This is a genomic window from Dechloromonas sp. TW-R-39-2 (assembly GCF_016864195.1).
Taxonomy (GTDB): Bacteria; Pseudomonadota; Gammaproteobacteria; order Burkholderiales; family Rhodocyclaceae; genus Azonexus.
Map to the genome: position 1 here is coordinate 2,982,444 of NZ_CP045202.1, position 17,360 is coordinate 2,999,803.

18 protein-coding genes are annotated in these 17,360 nt (G+C 56.9%); 14 read left to right on the forward strand and 4 right to left on the reverse strand.

Translation table 11 applies throughout. From position 1 onward, the window contains the following. Positions 1-65: 65 nt before the first annotated feature. Positions 66-1,859 (reverse strand): tetratricopeptide repeat protein, encoded by a 1,794-nt coding sequence (locus GBK02_RS14405; protein ID WP_203467305.1) that lies wholly within the window; start codon positions 1,857-1,859, stop codon positions 66-68. Between the two features lie 129 nt (positions 1,860-1,988). On the opposite strand from GBK02_RS14405, the gene GBK02_RS14410 reads away from it, so the two are divergent. The 9 genes from GBK02_RS14410 to GBK02_RS14450 all read left to right on the forward strand — a co-directional run bounded on the left by GBK02_RS14410 (position 1,989) and on the right by GBK02_RS14450 (position 8,845). Beyond that, on the forward strand, positions 1,989-2,807 hold the full coding sequence (locus tag GBK02_RS14410; protein ID WP_203467306.1) for a flagellin: 819 nt from the start codon (positions 1,989-1,991) through the stop codon (positions 2,805-2,807). 77 nt (positions 2,808-2,884) lie between these two features. After that, positions 2,885-3,271 carry a flagellar protein FlaG gene (locus GBK02_RS14415; RefSeq protein ID WP_203467307.1) on the forward strand — a complete coding sequence of 129 codons (387 nt, stop codon included), beginning with the start codon at positions 2,885-2,887 and terminating at the stop codon, positions 3,269-3,271. A 41-nt stretch (positions 3,272-3,312) separates the two neighbouring features. Continuing rightward, positions 3,313-4,722, forward strand: coding sequence for a flagellar filament capping protein FliD (gene fliD, locus GBK02_RS14420; RefSeq protein ID WP_203467308.1), 1,410 nt, complete (start codon positions 3,313-3,315; stop codon positions 4,720-4,722). A gap of 150 nt (positions 4,723-4,872) precedes the next feature. After that, positions 4,873-5,691, forward strand: coding sequence for a flagellin (locus GBK02_RS14425; protein ID WP_203467309.1), 819 nt, complete (start codon positions 4,873-4,875; stop codon positions 5,689-5,691). Between the two features lie 153 nt (positions 5,692-5,844). Continuing rightward, complete coding sequence (gene fliS, locus GBK02_RS14430) at positions 5,845-6,255, forward strand: flagellar export chaperone FliS (protein WP_203467310.1); 411 nt, start codon at positions 5,845-5,847, stop codon at positions 6,253-6,255. 6 nt (positions 6,256-6,261) lie between these two features. Continuing rightward, positions 6,262-6,543, forward strand: a complete 282-nt coding sequence (locus tag GBK02_RS14435; protein ID WP_203467311.1) for a hypothetical protein — start codon at positions 6,262-6,264, stop codon at positions 6,541-6,543. A 169-nt stretch (positions 6,544-6,712) separates the two neighbouring features. Next, positions 6,713-7,801 carry a flagellar hook-length control protein FliK gene (locus GBK02_RS14440; RefSeq protein WP_203467312.1) on the forward strand — a complete coding sequence of 363 codons (1,089 nt, stop codon included), beginning with the start codon at positions 6,713-6,715 and terminating at the stop codon, positions 7,799-7,801. Further along, positions 7,782-8,060 carry an EscU/YscU/HrcU family type III secretion system export apparatus switch protein gene (locus tag GBK02_RS14445; RefSeq protein WP_203467313.1) on the forward strand — a complete coding sequence of 93 codons (279 nt, stop codon included), beginning with the start codon at positions 7,782-7,784 and terminating at the stop codon, positions 8,058-8,060. Before GBK02_RS14440 ends, GBK02_RS14445 begins: the two co-directional genes overlap by 20 nt. Next, the gene (locus GBK02_RS14450) at positions 8,057-8,845 is read left to right on the forward strand and encodes a flagellar brake protein (protein WP_203467314.1); all 789 of its coding nucleotides are present in this window, start codon (positions 8,057-8,059) and stop codon (positions 8,843-8,845) included. The genes GBK02_RS14445 and GBK02_RS14450 overlap by 4 nt, the downstream gene beginning before the upstream one ends. Before the next feature lie 13 nt (positions 8,846-8,858). On the opposite strand, the gene fliE is transcribed toward GBK02_RS14450, so the two are convergent. The 3 genes from fliE to GBK02_RS14465 are packed head-to-tail and all read right to left on the reverse strand — an operon-like array spanning position 8,859 to position 11,811. Further along, entirely contained in the window at positions 8,859-9,179 is a 321-nt protein-coding gene (gene fliE, locus GBK02_RS14455; protein ID WP_203467315.1) for a flagellar hook-basal body complex protein FliE, read from the reverse strand. Positions 9,180-9,233: 54 nt separating this feature from the next. Then, positions 9,234-10,622 carry a sigma-54 dependent transcriptional regulator gene (locus GBK02_RS14460; protein ID WP_203467316.1) on the reverse strand — a complete coding sequence of 463 codons (1,389 nt, stop codon included), beginning with the start codon at positions 10,620-10,622 and terminating at the stop codon, positions 9,234-9,236. After that, positions 10,615-11,811, reverse strand: a complete 1,197-nt coding sequence (locus GBK02_RS14465; protein WP_203467317.1) for a PAS domain-containing sensor histidine kinase — start codon at positions 11,809-11,811, stop codon at positions 10,615-10,617. The genes GBK02_RS14460 and GBK02_RS14465 overlap by 8 nt, the downstream gene beginning before the upstream one ends. A 107-nt stretch (positions 11,812-11,918) precedes the next feature. On the opposite strand from GBK02_RS14465, the gene fliF reads away from it, so the two are divergent. The 5 genes from fliF to fliJ are packed head-to-tail and all read left to right on the forward strand — an operon-like array spanning position 11,919 to position 17,206. After that, positions 11,919-13,655 carry a flagellar basal-body MS-ring/collar protein FliF gene (gene fliF, locus GBK02_RS14470; protein ID WP_203467318.1) on the forward strand — a complete coding sequence of 579 codons (1,737 nt, stop codon included), beginning with the start codon at positions 11,919-11,921 and terminating at the stop codon, positions 13,653-13,655. Then, on the forward strand, positions 13,645-14,643 hold the full coding sequence (fliG, locus tag GBK02_RS14475; RefSeq protein ID WP_203467319.1) for a flagellar motor switch protein FliG: 999 nt from the start codon (positions 13,645-13,647) through the stop codon (positions 14,641-14,643). Before fliF ends, fliG begins: the two co-directional genes overlap by 11 nt. A 14-nt stretch (positions 14,644-14,657) precedes the next feature. Then, positions 14,658-15,347 carry a flagellar assembly protein FliH gene (locus GBK02_RS14480; protein ID WP_203467320.1) on the forward strand — a complete coding sequence of 230 codons (690 nt, stop codon included), beginning with the start codon at positions 14,658-14,660 and terminating at the stop codon, positions 15,345-15,347. After that, positions 15,344-16,744 (forward strand): flagellar protein export ATPase FliI, encoded by a 1,401-nt coding sequence (gene fliI / locus GBK02_RS14485; protein WP_203467321.1) that lies wholly within the window; start codon positions 15,344-15,346, stop codon positions 16,742-16,744. The genes GBK02_RS14480 and fliI overlap by 4 nt, the downstream gene beginning before the upstream one ends. A gap of 6 nt (positions 16,745-16,750) precedes the next feature. Further along, positions 16,751-17,206 (forward strand): flagellar export protein FliJ, encoded by a 456-nt coding sequence (gene fliJ / locus GBK02_RS14490; protein WP_203467322.1) that lies wholly within the window; start codon positions 16,751-16,753, stop codon positions 17,204-17,206. The last annotated feature ends 154 nt before the right edge of the window (positions 17,207-17,360 follow it).

Consider the following 17,360-nt stretch of genomic DNA (forward strand, 5'->3'; position numbering starts at 1 on the left):
AGGTGACCGTTCTAATCAAAGTAGAATTTCAGGATGATTCTGGCTAGCAAAGACCATTCCAGCTATCAGGCAACAGGGGCTTTTCGTTGAGCGCACCATTCACGCCACATGCCGCGCATTGCATCCTCGAAATTGCGCGAGAAAAGAGCGGCATCCATCAAGGGGCTTTGCCGGACACGATCCCTCAGCCCGTCACGCAGATGCCGGAGGCGGGGCCAATCGTTCGCCAGCTGGATCGCTACCGAGGCGTAATCATCTTCGTTGGAAACAACCAGCTCATCCAGACCGGCATGGCGCAGTAGATCCCCACCCATCCGGGCCATCATGTGGCCGCCTTCAAGTGAAACGAGCGGCACCCCCATCCACAAGGTATCGAATGTGGTGGTTCCGCCGTTGCAGGGGAATGGATCAAGCGCAATATCGATCCGGTTGTACAAGTGATACTGATGCTCCGGACGACGTCCCAGCAATTCAAGGCGCGCCGGATCAACCCCGCCCTCGGCAAAACGGTTGCGCACATCGTTGGCGAAAGAGGGATCTTCGAGAGCGTTTGCCTCCAGCAGCAGACGCGCCGTGGGCACCTTGACCAGTATCTGGCACCACAAGGCGATCACCTGCGGTGTCACCTTGGCAAAATTGTTGAAGCAACCAAAAGTGATGTAGCCATTGTCATCAACCGGCGGGTGATCAATCGGTTCCGGACTGCCATCATGGGGACGATAGACACAGAAAACGTCTTTCATGCGCCACGGCTTTTCAACCAGCAGGTGCTCCGTCAAGCCGGGCGGGTCGAGCGATGCATCAGTCAGCAGCCAGTCCATCGCACGCAAACCCGTCGTCGATGGATAGCCCAGCCAGGTCAGTTGAACCGGCGCCGGCTTCCGGGCGAAAGCCAGAAGGCGGTTACCGGCGGTATGCCCGGCCAGGTCGACCAGAATATCAATCTTGTCCTCCCTGATCTGCGCCGCCAGTTGATCGTCACTCAGGCCGACCACCGGGCGCCATTCATCGGCCAGGGCTTCCATCCGGTCCGTCACCCGATCCCGGGTTGCCTGGTTGTAATAAGCGACCAGATGAAATTGCTTGCGATCCAGGTTCTGCCACAAGGGCTCGACAAAATAAGCCACGGCATGACGACGCAGGTCCGGTGAAACGAAACCAATGCGCAGCGGACGTTCCGGCTCGGGGGTATTTTCGTGCCCCCAGTCGTCACGCCAGTAGCGACGGGCATGCACACGATCGAAATTGCGCGCTGTTTCGGCGGTGTAGTCCGGCATCCAGCCCTGACCACAATAAATCGAGGTAAATACCAGATTGCTGTAAATCATCGGATTGGCAGGCGAGGCAAGAATCCCCTTCTGGAAATAACTCACCGCCTCGAGCAAACGCCCCCGGTCCTTGTAAATGCCGGCCAGATGGTTCCAGGCAACGTAATCGCCCGGATCGATCTCCAGTGCGTGGCGGGCAAACATCTCGGCTTCATCGAGTCGACCGTAGCGATAGGCTGCTTCCGCCAGGTTATCCCAGGCCCCCAGGTATTCCGGCTCCTGATCGACAACCTTGAGCAGAATAGGCAAGGCCTCATCGCGCAAACCAAGACTCAGCAAAACTCCGGAGAAATTGGTCAGGATGCCCGAATGATCCGGGTAATAACACAAGACATATTGATAAACGGCGATCGATCGCGCCGTCTCCCCCTTGTAACGAAAACCCAGGGCCAGCATGTCGGCTCGAGCACAGAATGCCTGCTCGTCCGACTGTAATGTAGCCAGTTCATCGAAGACCTCGGCGAGAACAGCATCATCTTCGCGTGCAGGGATTTTCAGTCCGCCCGACTGACCAAGAAGTTCAGGTTTCATCTGTAACTTACCAAATTATTAATAATTGCCCTCAAGTTTATTCTTGATTGCCCGTAATTGACTCAAGGGATCACGGAATAGCCTCACAAACCCGGTGGTCACATCTCACGTACTGTAAGGAGAATTGAAATGCCCCAAGTCATCAATACCAATATTCCTTCGCTGACCGCCCAGCGCAATCTGAATACATCGCAAGGCACGCTGAGCACGGCGCTTTCCCGCCTGTCCTCCGGTCTGCGCGTTAATTCTGCCAAGGATGACGCTGCCGGCATTGCCATTGCAACCCGCCTGGAAGCCCAATCCCGCGGCATGAGCGTTGCCATCCGCAACTCCAACGATGCTCTCTCCTTCCTGCAAACGGCAGAAGGCGGTGTTTCCAAGATTACCGAATCCCTGAACCGGATGCGCGAACTGGCTGTTCAATCCGCCAACGGCACCTACACCTCCGGCGACCGCACCAACCTGAACGCTGAGTTTGGTCAGTTATCGAGTGAAATTGCTCGCATCGCATCGCAAACCGAATTTAACGGCATTGCCATGTTTACCAGCACACTAGGACAACAAACCTTCCAAGTGGGCGCGAATACCGGCCAAACGATTGATGTCAACATCAGCGCCCTGACCAATGCAAGCTACACATTTGCCGGTTCGAATATCAGTACAGCAGCCACTGCCACAAATATGATCGCTGCAATTGACTCGGCAATGGATTCAATCAACACCCAACGCGCCAATCTCGGCGGCGCCCAGAGCCGCTTTCAATCAGTTATCTCACAATTGCAAGTCGCCCGTGAAAATCAGGAAGGTGCTCGTAGCCGCATCATGGATGCCGACTTTGCCGAAGAAACCGCCCGCCTGACCCGCGCCCAGATTCTGCAGCAAGCAGGGACCGCAATGCTGGCCCAGGCCAACTCCCTGCCGAACAACGTACTCAGCCTGCTCCGCTAACCGGCAGTTTTTACCGGTCAACCATCCGGAGCGGCATCTAAGTTGCCGCTCCGCTGGCCTACAAAAGGATTTTCATCATGGCCATTCAAAGCATCAGCAGCGGAAATCCGGCTGCATACGCATCTCCGCCAGGCGATCAAGTCCAACGCCAGGCTGCCGCCGCAGCCCAGCGTGCCGAAGCCGAAAAGGCAACCGAACTCGCGCCAACGCCGGAAACCAAGAAATCTGTCCGCGAAATTCAAAAGGAAGACGTCAAGAAAGCCGTTGATGACGTCCAGAATTTCGTCAACACCAAGAATCAGGACATTCTTTTCTCGATTGATGAAGATCTTGGAAAAACGGTAGTCAAGGTCGTCGACCGCAGCACCAAGGAACTGATCCGGCAATTCCCCTCGGAAGACATGCTGCAGATCGCCAAGGCTCTGGATAAACTGCAGGGACTGCTGGTCAAACAACAGGCATAATTCCTGCTATTAAGAGGTACTTCTTGTTGTAAGGAACTGACATGGCTAGCATTTCATCACTCGGCGTAGGTAGCGGCTTGGATGCGGAAAGTATCGTAACCAAGCTGATGGCCGTCGAAAAACTGCCACTGACTCGCCTGACAACACGAACCGCTGGCTATAACGCAAAGATCTCGGCCTACGGCGCGATCAGCAGCGCCCTGGCAACGCTGAAAACAGCGGCCAATGCGTTCTATTCGACCAAGACCAATCTTCTCACCTCGACGGTCTCGGATGCCACGGTCGCATCGGCAACCAGCGGAACCAGCGCCTCTTCCGGGACATACGCCCTGGAAATCTCCCAACTCGCCAAAGCACACTCGTTATCAAGCCGGGTAGCCGGTGCGAGCGAAACGATGGGCACGGGCTCGCTTGCGATCTCCAACGGCAGCAACAGCTTCTCGGTCACGATTGACAGCACGAACAATACGCTGGCCGGTATCCGGGATGCCATCAATGCCAGCAGCACCAACACATCGGTACGCGCCAACATCCTGACCGATACAAGTGGCGCACGCTTGGTCCTGACCAGCAAGGAAACCGGGGCAAGCAATACGATTTCGATTGCGGTCACCGACAACGACGGCAACAATACCGACGCATACAACGTCCTGAGCAACACGAACCCGGGCCTGTCGCAGCTTTCCTTTACCGCGGGCGGCAATAACCTGACACAAGTCCAGGCAGCCCAGAATGCCCAGGTCAAGCTGGACAACGTCGATTTGTCTTTCAGCTCCAATACGGTTGTTGACGCAATTCCCGGCGTAACCCTCAAGCTGACCAAGGAAAATGTCGGTACGCCAGCCACGGTGACCATTGCACGAGACTCGACCGGCATCAAGAAAGTCGCCGACGATTTCGTAAAGGCCTACAACGACCTGCACAGCACCATCGTCAAGAACACCGCAGCGAACCCCAGCACGACACTGTCAACGTCGACGGATGCTGCATCAACCGCCAGCGCGCTAACCGGAGACTCGACCGCACGCTCGATCGACCGCCAGATGCGTGAAGCACTGCGTACCGTACCAAGCGGCGTGACAGGCGCCCTCACGCAACTTGCCGACGCAGGCATCAGCATTGACTCAAGCGGCGTCATGTCGGTCGATGCCACAAAATTCCAGAAAGCAGTCGACACTAACTTCAGTGGACTGCAAAGCATGATGGACGGCTACGGCAAAGCGGTTAATACGCTGGTTACGACACTGACGGACACCAACGGGGTGATCAGCGCCCGGACAACGGGCCTGAAAGACTCGATCAAGTTGCTCGACAACCAGAAAGAAATGCTCAACAACCGGCTAACCTCAATCGAGAAACGGTACAGAGCCCGCTTTTCTTCACTCGACACGATGATTTCAGGCATGCAAACCACCAGCACATTCCTGACGCAACAGATTGCAAAAATGTAGTTGACCGCGAAAATCCCGTAGAAACAAAAACGGCGCCTTGTGCGCCGTTTTTGTTTCTACAGCGAAAAAGCTGGCACGCTTAATGCTCTAGTTAGTTCAACGATCGATCAGTAAAAGGATCGTCCAGCTAACTTTTGCAGGAGGAGTGCCATGCCTCAAATCATTAACACCAATATTCCCTCGCTGACCGCTCAGCGCAACCTCAACACATCGCAAGGTTCACTGGCTGTCGCACTGAATCGCCTGTCTTCGGGTCTGCGAGTCAATTCCGCCAAGGATGACGCAGCCGGGCTGGCTATTGCAACCCGACTTGAAGCCCAGTCCCGCGGCATGGGCATGGCCATCCGGAATGCAAACGATGCAGTTTCGTTTGTCCAGACGGCAGAAGGCGGTGTGGCAAAGATCAACGAAGCGCTGCAGCGCATGCGCGAACTTGCCGTACAATCAGCCAACGGCACTTACACCACCAGCGACCGCGCCAATCTGAATGCCGAATTTCAGCAACTAAGCTCAGAGGTTCTGCGGGTTGCCCAACAAACTGAATTCAATGGACTGCAGATGTTTAGCGGCTCCGGCAACCAGACTTTCCAAGTAGGAGCCAATGTCGGTCAGACAATAAACATTCAAATTGGTGATTTTACTGATATCTCCATCGCTCAAACCGGATCGAATATTTGCAGCACAGCAAATGCCAATAACGTATTAACATCCATTGACGCAGCCATGAACGCCGTCAATACGCAACGTGCAAACCTGGGTGGTGCGCAAAGTCGTCTCGACGCCGTGGTTTCCCAGTTGCAGGTCTCCAGGGAAAATCAGGAAGCATCGCGCAGCCGGATCATGGATGCCGACTATGCCGAGGAAACCGCTCGCCTGACCCGTGCGCAAATTCTCCAGCAAGCAGGCACAGCCATGCTGGCACAAGCCAACTCGGTCCCCAACAACGTTCTGTCCCTGCTCCGCCAGTAAGCCTTGATTGAGTAGTAACATGCTCTCAAGTTGGCGGACTTGAATCCGTTATAACTGGGGAGACCTTGAGCAGCCCGCGGAATCGGCCTTTACACAGGTGTTCCGTGACTGCTCCAGGAGAGCTTCGATCAACAAGACTGTGAGTGACATTTCGTGTTTGGCTTTGGACAACGTAGCGCTGGCGCCTATTCTCAGGTTGGACTGGAAACATCCGTCCAGACAGCGGATCCGTACAAACTGATCCTGTTGCTGTTTGAAGGCGCCAGAGATGCAATCCTGCTTGCACGCTCCGCGATGGAGAACAAGCAAATCGAGGCACGAGGCAGTGCGATTTCGAAAGCCATCGACATCATCACCAATGGGCTGAAAGCCAGCCTGGATCTTGAGCAAGGCGGCGATCTGGCTGACCAGCTGGCCAGCCTGTATGAATACATGACCGTTCGGCTGCTACACGCCAACATGAAAAACGACAAGTCAATTCTAGACGAAGTCCTTGAATTACTTGAAGAAATTCATTCTGCCTGGCGGCAAATCCCGGCCGAAGAACGTCATTTGCCAGGCTAAGCAACCGTGGCAGAAAAATCGCTTCTCGCTTTTTTCGAAAAGCTGCAGGAAATCTCGCAGACGATGCTTGCAACCCGGGAAGATGGCAACTGGGACCAGCTCGAACTGCTGATTGCAGCACGCAGCGAGATGATCAGGAATCATCAGGACGGCAACTACCCGGCACCATCCCCCGTGGACCGGCAAAAAATTCGGGTTATCTGCGAAAACATTCAGCGCTCGGACAAAGGAATTCTGGAAGACGCCACCGAATGGCGGGACCAGATTCGTCAATTCATATTAAAGTAGTTACCCGCCTCTCACTCACGGCCGACCAGGTCACTACACGATGATCCCCGCCGATCTAGCCAGTCGCCTGCGGCAGGTTACCCAAGACCTTCCTGCGCCGGTACAGCCCGCACCAGCCGCCCAAAAAGTAGCCGACGTCCTCAGTGAGTTTTCTGTCGGACAACGGATCATGGCTGAAATCCAAAGCCTGCTACCGAACGGGACTTACCGGGCTGTGATCGCCCAGCGCGACCTGACACTGGCCCTGCCATTTTCGGCCAAAGCGGGTGACACGATTGAGCTCGAAGTCGTAGAAAACGACGGCAAACTCACCCTGGCGGTGGTGGGCAATAAAACAGCGAGCGAGGCAGGCGGCAAAGGTAATGATTCGGTTTCAACCAGTCTGAGCAAGACTGGCAATTTGATTGGCGAACTGCTCGGCAAAGTGGAACAGCAAGGCGGGCAGGCCAAACCTGCCGCCCTGAATGCCAATCAACCACTGGTCACCCACTTCTCAGGACAAGCCAGCGAGCTTCTTCCCGCACTCAAGGAGTCGCTGAGCAAAAGCGGCATGTTCTACGAGGCGCACCAGGCGCAATGGCTCGAAGGCAAGCTGAGCACAGCCAATCTGCTACAAGAACCCCAAGGGAAACTTTCAACCCTGATTCCGGCACCGACCAATGCCGCCCCCTCTTCCGTCCATGCTGACTCGGCAGATATTGCCGCTCACGTCCATTTATCGGAAGGGGCCCTGCAAAAAACGCAGGCTGAATCACCGCCCGCCAATCCATCTCAAGCAGAAGTCGCAGCAAAAACGGCAGTCACCAGCAACACCGAGCCAAAGACCACCAGCACGGTACAACCCACCGAGCAACCGATCAACCAGCGCACAACGGCCATCCACCCAGAGCTTACCCCCATCGTCCAGCAGCAGCTGAATGCCCTCGCCACCCAAACCTATGTCTGGCAGGGACAAGTCTGGCCGGGGCAACCGATGCACTGGGAAATCACCGAAGACGACGGTCGACCGCGCTCAGAGATCGATGAAACCCCAGCCCGCTGGCAAACCCGGCTCAAACTTGACCTACCGAACCTGGGCGGCATAGAAGCACGCTTGCGCCTGGGGAACACAGGAAGCCTTGAGCTAACGCTCACCACAGATAACGACTCGAGCGAAGCCACGCTTCGCGCTGCCGCCAAGCAACTCGGCAACGCCTTGGAAGCATCCGGGCTACAACTCAACAAATTTGCGGTCACCCATGGCGAAATCACACCTTGAGCATGTACGCGAGGCGATTGCCCTCGCCTACGGCCAGGCCGATGCCGCCCCTCGCGTTGTCGCCAAGGGACGCGGTCTGGTTGCCGAACAGATTATTGCCAAGGCTCGGGAATCCGGGGTATATGTACATGAATCCCCGGAGATGGTCGCATTATTGACTCAGGTTGATATTGACCAATCGATTCCCGCCGAACTTTACCTTGCCGTTGCCGAACTTCTTGCCTGGCTTTATCGCCTTGAAAACAAAGATAACCCATGACTATTGATCAGGATTCCAGCGCCCCCATTTTTGAAATTGACCGGCCCGAAACCTACGGCCAGTTTCTCTTGACCCAGCCGATGGAAATCACCTCCTACCTGCGATCGCTTGAGAAACAACATGCCATCATCACTATCTACGTCGATGGCGGCCGAAAATTTTTCATCAGCACCATTCTCGCGGTCGACGAAGCAACAGGCCATACTTTCCTGGATTTGGCCAACTCCGATGAAATTCGACGCCTGACAGAGCGCTCTCCGGAACTGACGCTGACTGCGATTTTGGACAAGGTCACGATCCAGCTGCGCGTGACCAATCAATACGCCGGCAACATCAACGGACGTGACGCGCTGGGGATTCCGCTCCCGGCAACCATGCTGCGCCTGCAGCGTCGCGAATATTTCCGGCTTGAAACACCTCACGCCCTGCCGCTGCATTGCAAACTGGCCAGGCTGCGCGAAGACAACACCACCGAAGTATTCAACCTGTCCCTGCTCGACATCAGTGGTGGCGGCATCAGCCTGATGGGCAAAATCGAGCAGAGCGACGCATTCTCGCCGGGCAGCATTTTTCCGGATTGTCGCCTTGAAATTCCGGGAGACGGATTCATTGCCGTGAATTTGTGCGTCCGCAAGGTCAGCCAGCAAGAAACACGCGGCGGACTGCCTTACTTGCGAATTGGCTGCGAATTTACCAGTTTGCCGGGTACCCGCCTGGCGCAGATTCAGCGCTACATCACGCGCATGGAGCGCGAAAGAAAAGCCCGGGAATCCGGGCTATCCTGAAAAACATGCAGGCTCAGACCTGCATGTTCATTACGTCCTGGTAGGCACTGACCAGCTTGTTCCGTACCTGCACCATTTCCTGAAAAGAAACACTGGCCGTCTGCAACGCAATCATGACTTCGTGAAGATTCTGGTTGGTGTCGCCGGCGGCAAGTTTTTCCGCCATCTGATCAGCCTGAGTTTGTGTCTGGCTAACCTTGTCGATGGAATTTTGCAGCACGGAAGCAAAACTGGACGTACCGGTGGCTGCCGTCGTTTCCGCCGGTTTGCCCGTAGCCTGTGATGCGGTTGTCCGCAACACATTCAACATTTGTTCGATACCTTGCGTGTCCATAAGACGCTCCTTTAATCCCGGTCAATTCAAAGCAAACATCAGGCCAGGAAGCCGTCAATCCTTGAAAAAACCTTCATCCCGGTACTGCTGCAACTTGTAGCGCAAGGTCCTTTCGGAAATCCCCAGGCGCTCGATGGTCAATTTGCGGGAGCCACCTACTTCAGCCAGCGTCCGAAGAATATGTTCACGCTCCAAGTCACGCATATTATCGACTCTTTTTTCCGCATCCTGAATAGCTGAATCGGGTGGTGCAGAAGAAAAATCCGGCGTGGCAAGCACAGCCGCCACCGGCTGCTGCAGCTCGGCAGAGGGACGAGGAGCAAGCCGCAAGTGCTCCGGCAAAATTTCCTTGCCCGGCGCCATGATCAAGGCACGCTGAATGACGTTTTCCAACTCCCGGACATTGCCGGGCCAGGCGTGGGCCTGCAAGGAAAGCTCGGCCGCCGCGGAAAGAGAGACGCCAACCCGGCCAAGACGACCGCCGTGCTCAACGACGAAACTGCGGGCAATCGGTACGATATCTTCGCGACGCTCGCGCAGGGCAGGAATCTGGACTGGAAAAACACTCAGCCGATAATACAGATCCTCACGAAAAACGCCTTTTGCAACAGCCTCGGCCATATCCCGGTTCGATGTCGCAACAATCCGGATATTCAAGGCAACCGGCTTTTTCCCGCCAACCCGCTCGACTTCTCGCTCCTGCAGCACGCGCAACAGCTTGGCCTGCAAGCCCATCGGCATTTCAGTCACCTCATCGAGCAGCAAGGTACCGTCCTGCGCCTGTTCGAACTTGCCGGCCTGTGCCTGCTGCGCCCCTGTGAAAGCGCCCTTTTCGTAACCGAAGAGCGTAGCCTCCAGGAGACTGTCGGGAATCGCGGCACAGTTGATCGCGACGAAAGGCCCGGCGTGTCGCGCAGACTGCCGATGAATGAAGCGCGCCACAACCTCCTTGCCAACCCCCGATTCCCCGGTCAACAGCACCGTGGCATCCGTTTGAGCGACCCGCTGAGCCATGGTGAAAAGCTCCCGGCTGGCCGGGTCGACCGCGACAACCCCGGCAGACTGCCCGGTATCCGGCAACTCGTATTTCTTGATGTGAGCCAGCAAAGCCTGCGGTTCGAAAGGCTTGAGCAGGAAGTCGCAGGCACCGGAGCGCATCGCATCGACCGCCTTTTCAACCTCGGCGTAGGCCGTCATCAAGACCACCGGCAAATGCGGCAAGCGCGCCCGGATCTCCTTGAGCAGCGCAATGCCGTCCATCGGCATCATCCGGACATCACTGACAACAATCGACACGGCCTTCTCAGTCAACACCTTGAGCGCTTCCGCTCCGCCCTCTACGGCAATATAGGAACGCCCGGCCAGTTCCAGCGTATCGCCAATGGCCTCACGCAAACTGGGGTCATCCTCAACGACCAAAATGGGGAATTGATGCTCACTCATCAGTATTTTTTTCCATATCCGCAGAAATCAGCGGCAAACTCATTACGAACTCCGCCCCGCACCCCGGTTCGGAAAACAATTCAATCGCACCACCGTGCGCCCGCGCCACGCCCAGCGCAATGGCCAGACCCAAGCCCGTCCCCTGCCCTTTGGTCGTAAAAAACGGCTCAAAGATGCGCGCCTGGGTTTCCTTGGAGACGCCAGGCCCGGAATCGCGCACGGAAAGAGTCAGCACATCGCCGCGCCGAATGCCCGAAAGGCAAATCTTGCCGCCCACCGGGGTCGCCTGCATGGCATTTTCGAGCAAGTTCACCAATGCGCCGAACAAGGCCTTTCGCCCGCCAACGATTATCGCCTGTTCGCACTCGTCGACCGTGACAAACTCAAGCCGGTGCTCGCGCATCAAGGGCTCCACTGTTTGCGCTGCCTCCAGCAACAAATCTCCGGCCGGGATCACATCACGTCCAATACTTTCGCCGCGGGCAAAAAGGAGCACATCCTGAATCAAGCGTTCGAGGCGCCGCAGTTGCCCCGTCGCCTTCTCCGAGAAACGCGACCGCGCCTCATCACTGACGCCGGACTGCCCCAGATTCGAGGTATAGAGCAAGGCTGCAGCCAGCGGCGTACGCAGCTGGTGGGCCAAAGAGGCAGCCATCTCGCCCATGGCCGCCAAGCGCTGATTCCGCTCCAGCTCGGTTTTCATCCGATGCGCCGCCGTCACATCATGAATCAGCAGGATTTTGCCACCGGCGGAAGGTAGCGCACTTTCAGCGACAGAAAGCCGGGAATCCCCGGACAGCCACTCGCCAACCGTCATCGTCGGCTCCAGGTGCTGACGCGCCACGTCCCCCCAATGCTGCCCCATCACCGATGCGCCAAAAAGCCCCATCGCCACCGGGTTGACCGCAGCAACCGTTGCACTGGCATCAAGCAGGACTACGCCGGCAGGCAAGGCATCGAGCAGCGATGACAAGCGCTCCGACAAAGCCTCTTTTTCCTGGTACTGACGCCGCAATTCGCCATTGGCCACGGCCAACTCTTCCGTCAGAGAGGCAACTCGCGTCTGCAAGGCCTCGTAAGCCTGCGTCAGCTCGGCAGAAACCTGATTGAAAACGGCAAAGGCACGTTGCAGCTCCTCTGCCTTGGCGTCTGCAACAAGACTGGCTGGAGCACTCTGCGGAATGGTCATTGAAAAAAGGGGGTCGTTTAGGCGTTGATAATAGTAGAATATTTCTAGGAAAATTTGGCTTCTCTATTGATTCTTCTTCTGTTTCACCGCAATTTACCCAGGCATTGATGGCAGCAACCACAGAAACGACGGCAGGCAACGCCCCCCCAGGCAACCCCCTGGAGCGCATGCGCGAGGCCTTCAATCGCCTTGGCATCCAGCAAAAAATTGGTTTCATGGTGGCCTTGGCCGCCATTGTTGCCATTGTTGTTGGCTCCGTTCTCTGGAGCCAACAACCTGACTGGAAAGTACTTTTTTCGAATTTATCGGAGAAGGATGGGGGGGCCATCGTCACCCTGCTTGAACAGCAGAACATTCCACACCGCATGTCCGACAATGGCTCGATTCAGGTTGCAGCCAACCGGGTGCATGAAATCCGCCTGAAGATGGCCTCGCAAGGTTTGCCGCGTGGCGGCATGGTCGGCTTCGAGCTGATGGAAAACCAAAAATTCGGCATCAGCCAGTTTGCCGAGCAGGTCAATTACCAACGTGGCCTGGAAGGCGAACTGGCACGCACCATCATGTCGATCGGTTCAGTCCAGTCGGCACGGGTACACCTGGCGATTCCCAAGCCGTCGGTTTTTGTCCGCGACGAACAAAAACCGACCGCCTCGGTCATGCTCAATCTTTACCCGGGCCGCACACTCGATGGCGGCCAGGTGGCCGGCATCACCCATCTTGTTTCCTCCAGCGTGCCGCAATTGCCGATGGCCAACGTGACGGTCATCGATCAAAACGGCGCCCTGCTCTCCCAACTCAAAAGCAAGCTGACCGAAGCCGGGCTCGACCCGGCACAAAACAAATACATCCGCGAAGTTGAAGACAGCATCATCAAGCGCATCGAGGAAATCCTCAAACCAGTACTCGGCCCGGAAAACTACAAGGTCCAGGTTGCCGCTGACATCGACTTTTCGCAGACAGAGCAAACGGCTGAAAGCTACCGTCCGAACAACACACCGGAAACCAGCAGCATTCGCAGCCAGCAGAAAAACGAAACCGCCAGCGTCAACCAGGCCGCCGGCGGCGTTCCCGGCGCGCTGACCAATCAGCCGCCGGTGCCTGCCACCGCGCCACTGACCCAACCAGCAACCGGCACGACCCCGACGCAACCCGGCAAGCCCGTGCCGCCGCAAGGGCAAGTTGATGCAGCGGGTGTTACCGCACCGCTGAATGCCGCCGGTCAACCGATCAATACCAGCAAAAACTCGACGATCAACTACGAGGTCGATAAAACAGTTCGTTACACCAAGCAAGCCATGGGTGCGATCCGACGTTTGTCGACGGCGGTCGTCGTCAACCACCGCAAGGATGTCGGCAAGGATGGCAAGCCGACGACCAAGGCGATCCCTGAAGCCGAAATGAAACAAATCAACGAACTGGTTCGTGAGGCCATGGGGTTCAGCAAGGAACGTGGCGACACGCTGTCAATCGCCAACGCGCCCTTCACAGCATCCGAGCCTGCCGACCATAGCTTGCCGATCTGGAAGGATCCGGAGAATATTTCCTACGCCAAGGATATTTTCAAATACCTGATCATTGGCGGCATTCTGGCGCTGCTTTACCTCAAGATCATCCAGCCATCGCTCAAGACCATGTTCCCACCGCCCAAGGAAGAGGACTCAGGGACAGCCGAAACGGTTACCGATGCGCTGGGCAACATCATCGTGACCGGCGAGGATGGCGAAGACGTAGTCGCCATCGACCACTACGCCGTCAAGGTTCAGAAGACACGCGATATCGCCCAGGCAGATCCAAAGGCGGTAGCCAACATCATCAAGGAATGGATGGGCGCAAATGCCGGCTGATGACGGACTTGAAAAAAGTGCCACGCTGCTGATTGCACTGGGCGAAGATCATGCGGCCGAAGTGCTCAAGCACCTCGGCCCGCGCGAAGTACAGAAACTGGGACATGCCATGGCCTCCCTCAAGTCCGTACCGCGCGCCAAGGTAGAGGCTGTTCTCGACGAATTCCTGACCACGGCCGAAGGCAGTTCGGCAATGCACGTCGACACCGACAACTACATCCGTTCGGTGCTGACCAAGGCACTCGGCGACGACAAGGCCTCCAACCTCATTTCGCGCATCCTGCAAAGCGGCGAAACGTCGGGGATCGAAGGTCTCAAATGGATGGATGCGCCCACTGTTGCCGACCTGATCAAGAACGAGCACCCGCAGATCATTGCGACCATCCTGGTGCACCTTGAGCACGATCACTCTTCGGAAATTCTCAACCACTTCACCGAGCGCCTGCGTAACGACGTCGTACTGCGTATTGCCACGCTGGAAGGCATCCAGCCGGCCGCGCTGCGCGAACTGAACGAAGCCATGATGCGCATCCTGTCCGGCTCGGCCAGCGTCAAGCGTACGGCCATGGGTGGTGTGCGGACCGTCGCTGAAATTCTTAACTTCATTGGCACGGCCAACGAAACTTCCGTGGTCGATGCCATTCGCGAATACGATCCCGACCTGGCCCAGAAGATTCTGGACGAAATGTTCGTCTTCGAGAACCTGATGGACATCGACGATCGCTCGATCCAGCTCATCCTGCGCGAAGTCCAGTCCGACTCGCTGATCCTCGCCCTGAAAGGCGCATCTCCCGACTTGCGCGAGAAGATTTTCAAGAATATGTCGCAACGCGCCGCCGAAATGCTGCGCGAGGATCTGGAGTCCAAAGGTCCGGTTCGCCTCTCCGAAGTCGAAGCCGAACAAAAGGAAATCCTCAAGGTTGTCCGCCGACTGGCCGACGAAGGACAAATCGTCCTCGGTGGCGCCGGTGGCGAGCAAATGGTCTGATCGCTTAAGTCACCATGTCCGGCATCATTCCAAAAGAACAACTGGCCAGCTATCAGCGCTGGCAAATCGGCTCATTCGACCAGAAGCCAAGCGTCACGCAGGCCGCACCGGCGGCCGCACCGGCTCCTGTCATCGAAACGCCGGCGGAGCTTTTTCAGCCCCCCAGCCCTGACGATATCGCCCTCATTCACGAAGAAGCCAAGGCCGAGGGCTACGCAGCCGGCTTCGAAGAAGGGCGGCAAGCCGGCGAACAGGCCGGCCAGGAGGCTGTGCGTGAAGAAAGCACACAGATCCGGACGCTGATCGGCAATATCGAATCGGCCCTCGGTTCACTGGATCAAACACTGGCGGACAGCGTTCTTGCGCTTGCCCTTGAAGTGGCAGCACAACTGACGCATGGCGCGATAAAAGCCAATCCGGAAGTCCTGCTCCCGGTCATTCGCGAGGCGATCAATACACTGCCCTTGCATCATGCCCAGATCACCCTACGCCTCAACCCGGTCGACGCATCGAATATCCGCAAACACCTGGGCGAACAGCTGACGCAGGGAGGCAGCCAGATCATCGAAGATCCCGACATTTCACCGGGTGGCTGCCAGATCAAGGCCGGCACCAGTGAAGTCGATGCCTCGATAGAAACCCGCTGGCGCCGTGTTCTGGAAGCGATAGGCACACAGCCCACGGAATGGCTGAAGCAACCATGAGCACACTGCCCGACCACAGCGGGCGCTGGCAAAACTTCCTTGAAAACTGCCAGATTGCGGCGAGCAACGCCCAGCCACTTTGGCCGGTCGGCCGACTGACCCGAATCAACGGTCTGGTCATGGAAGCCACTGGACTGAAATTGCCGCTGGGGAGTTCCTGCCAAATATTTCCGCTCGGTGGCGCACCGGTGGAAGCGGAAGTCGTCGGCTTTGCCGGCGAAAAGCTTTATCTGATGCCTTCCGATGATGTCTACGGCCTTGCCCCTGGCGCCAAAGTCGTCGCCTTCGATACCCCATCGACGCCGCCGCAAGTCGGTGGCAAGCCACCTCTGCACCGGCGCTCCATCGACCGGGCCAAGCAGGCGCCGGTTGGTGAAGAGTTGCTTGGACGGGTACTCGATGGGGTCGGTCGACCGCTCGACAACAAAGGTCCGTTACTCGCCCGTGAATCCAGGTCGCTACAGAGCCGGCCAGTCAATCCGATGTCCCGCGCAGCCATTCACCAGCCGCTTGATGTCGGAATTCGGGCAATCAACGCCCTGTTGACCGTAGGACGCGGCCAGCGGATGGGTCTTTTTGCCGGATCCGGCGTCGGCAAATCGGTACTTCTGGGCATGATGGCCCGCTACACCGAAGCTGAAGTGATTGTCGTCGGGCTGATTGGCGAGCGGGGCCGTGAGGTCAAGGAATTCATCGAGCAGATTCTTGGCGACGAAGGCATGCGTCGAGCCGTTGTCGTTGCCGCACCGGCCGATACCGGCCCGCTGATGCGCCTGCAAGGCGCCGCTTATGCCACAACGGTTGCCGAATATTTTCGCGACCAGGGAAAGCAAGTCCTGTTGATCATGGATTCGCTGACTCGCTATGCCATGGCTCAACGCGAAATTGCCCTGGCGATTGGCGAACCACCCGCGACACGAGGTTATCCGCCTTCGGTTTTTGCACGCCTGCCACAACTCGTCGAACGAGCTGGCAACGGCCCCGAGGGAGGCGGCTCAATCACCGCCTTCTACACCGTGCTGGCCGAAGGTGACGACCAGCAAGACCCTATCGCCGACTCGGCTCGCGCCATTCTTGATGGCCACATCGTCCTTTCACGGACGCTGGCGGATGCCGGGCATTACCCGGCAATCGATATTGAACAATCGATCAGCCGTGCCATGGTCAACCTGATCGAACCGGCACATCTCGATCAGATTCGACGCTTCAAAGTTCTTTTTGCGCGCTATCAGCGCTCGCGCGACCTGATTTCAGTCGGCGCCTATTCTCCGGGCTCCGACCCTGTACTGGATCAGGCAATCAACTATTATCCAAAGATGGAAAACTTCCTTCAGCAGCAGTTGACCGAGCAATCCGACTTTTCCCATAGCCTGGGCGCGCTCGCCACGCTGTTCTAACAAGCCATGGCCCAGCCTTTTTCTCTTCAGCCCCTGCTCGAGTTGATGCAAACGCGCACCGATGAAGCAACGCGCAAACTTGGCCAGCTGATTGCAGCAGAGCAAAGCGCCAAAAGCCGGCTCCAGATGCTTGAGCAATACCGCGATGAATATGCACAACGCCTGCGCGACGCAACCGCCCAAGGTATTACCCGTCTGGCCTTGCGCAACTACCAGGACTTCCTGAGCCGGATCGACGATGCCATCAATCAGCAAAGCCTGGCCGTTCAACAGACAGAACGCAGCACGGCCGCCGGGCAAGAGCACTGGAAGTCCGAAAACAAGCGTCTGAAAGCCATCGACACCCTTTCCCTGCGTCACGATGCCCGCGAACGCTACAAGGAAGGCAAGCAGGACCAAAAGCTCCAGGACGAATTTTCGTCCCGCAAATACGCAACACAAGACCCAAACAATCAAGACTAGAAAAATCCGGCACGCCAATTGCTTTTTAATGAGCAATTCAGTTCCTCGCCAGGATTCGTCATGGGCATCACCATCACCTCAAGCGCCAGCATTCCCCCCGTCGCCAGCAGCACGGCAGCCTCTCAGGCAAGCAGCGCAGCCCAGCCGGAAGATA

Bases quoted from the DNA above. Each gene is read 5' to 3' on its own strand.
- fliE (WP_203467315.1), bottom strand. From the start codon at position 9,179: ATGGACACGCAAGGTATCGAACAAATGTTGAATGTGTTGCGGACAACC.
- GBK02_RS14440 (WP_203467312.1), top strand. From the start codon at position 6,713: ATGGCTGAAATCCAAAGCCTGCTACCGAACGGGACTTACCGGGCTGTG.
- GBK02_RS14480 (WP_203467320.1), top strand. From the start codon at position 14,658: ATGTCCGGCATCATTCCAAAAGAACAACTGGCCAGCTATCAGCGCTGG.
- GBK02_RS14450 (WP_203467314.1), top strand. From the start codon at position 8,057: ATGACTATTGATCAGGATTCCAGCGCCCCCATTTTTGAAATTGACCGG.
- GBK02_RS14415 (WP_203467307.1), top strand. From the start codon at position 2,885: ATGGCCATTCAAAGCATCAGCAGCGGAAATCCGGCTGCATACGCATCT.
- fliF (WP_203467318.1), top strand. From the start codon at position 11,919: ATGGCAGCAACCACAGAAACGACGGCAGGCAACGCCCCCCCAGGCAAC.
- GBK02_RS14445 (WP_203467313.1), top strand. From the start codon at position 7,782: ATGGCGAAATCACACCTTGAGCATGTACGCGAGGCGATTGCCCTCGCC.
- GBK02_RS14410 (WP_203467306.1), top strand. From the start codon at position 1,989: ATGCCCCAAGTCATCAATACCAATATTCCTTCGCTGACCGCCCAGCGC.
- GBK02_RS14460 (WP_203467316.1), bottom strand. From the start codon at position 10,622: ATGAGTGAGCATCAATTCCCCATTTTGGTCGTTGAGGATGACCCCAGT.
- GBK02_RS14405 (WP_203467305.1), bottom strand. From the start codon at position 1,859: ATGAAACCTGAACTTCTTGGTCAGTCGGGCGGACTGAAAATCCCTGCA.
- GBK02_RS14425 (WP_203467309.1), top strand. From the start codon at position 4,873: ATGCCTCAAATCATTAACACCAATATTCCCTCGCTGACCGCTCAGCGC.
- fliD (WP_203467308.1), top strand. From the start codon at position 3,313: ATGGCTAGCATTTCATCACTCGGCGTAGGTAGCGGCTTGGATGCGGAA.
- fliG (WP_203467319.1), top strand. From the start codon at position 13,645: ATGCCGGCTGATGACGGACTTGAAAAAAGTGCCACGCTGCTGATTGCA.
- fliI (WP_203467321.1), top strand. From the start codon at position 15,344: ATGAGCACACTGCCCGACCACAGCGGGCGCTGGCAAAACTTCCTTGAA.
- fliJ (WP_203467322.1), top strand. From the start codon at position 16,751: ATGGCCCAGCCTTTTTCTCTTCAGCCCCTGCTCGAGTTGATGCAAACG.
- GBK02_RS14465 (WP_203467317.1), bottom strand. From the start codon at position 11,811: ATGACCATTCCGCAGAGTGCTCCAGCCAGTCTTGTTGCAGACGCCAAG.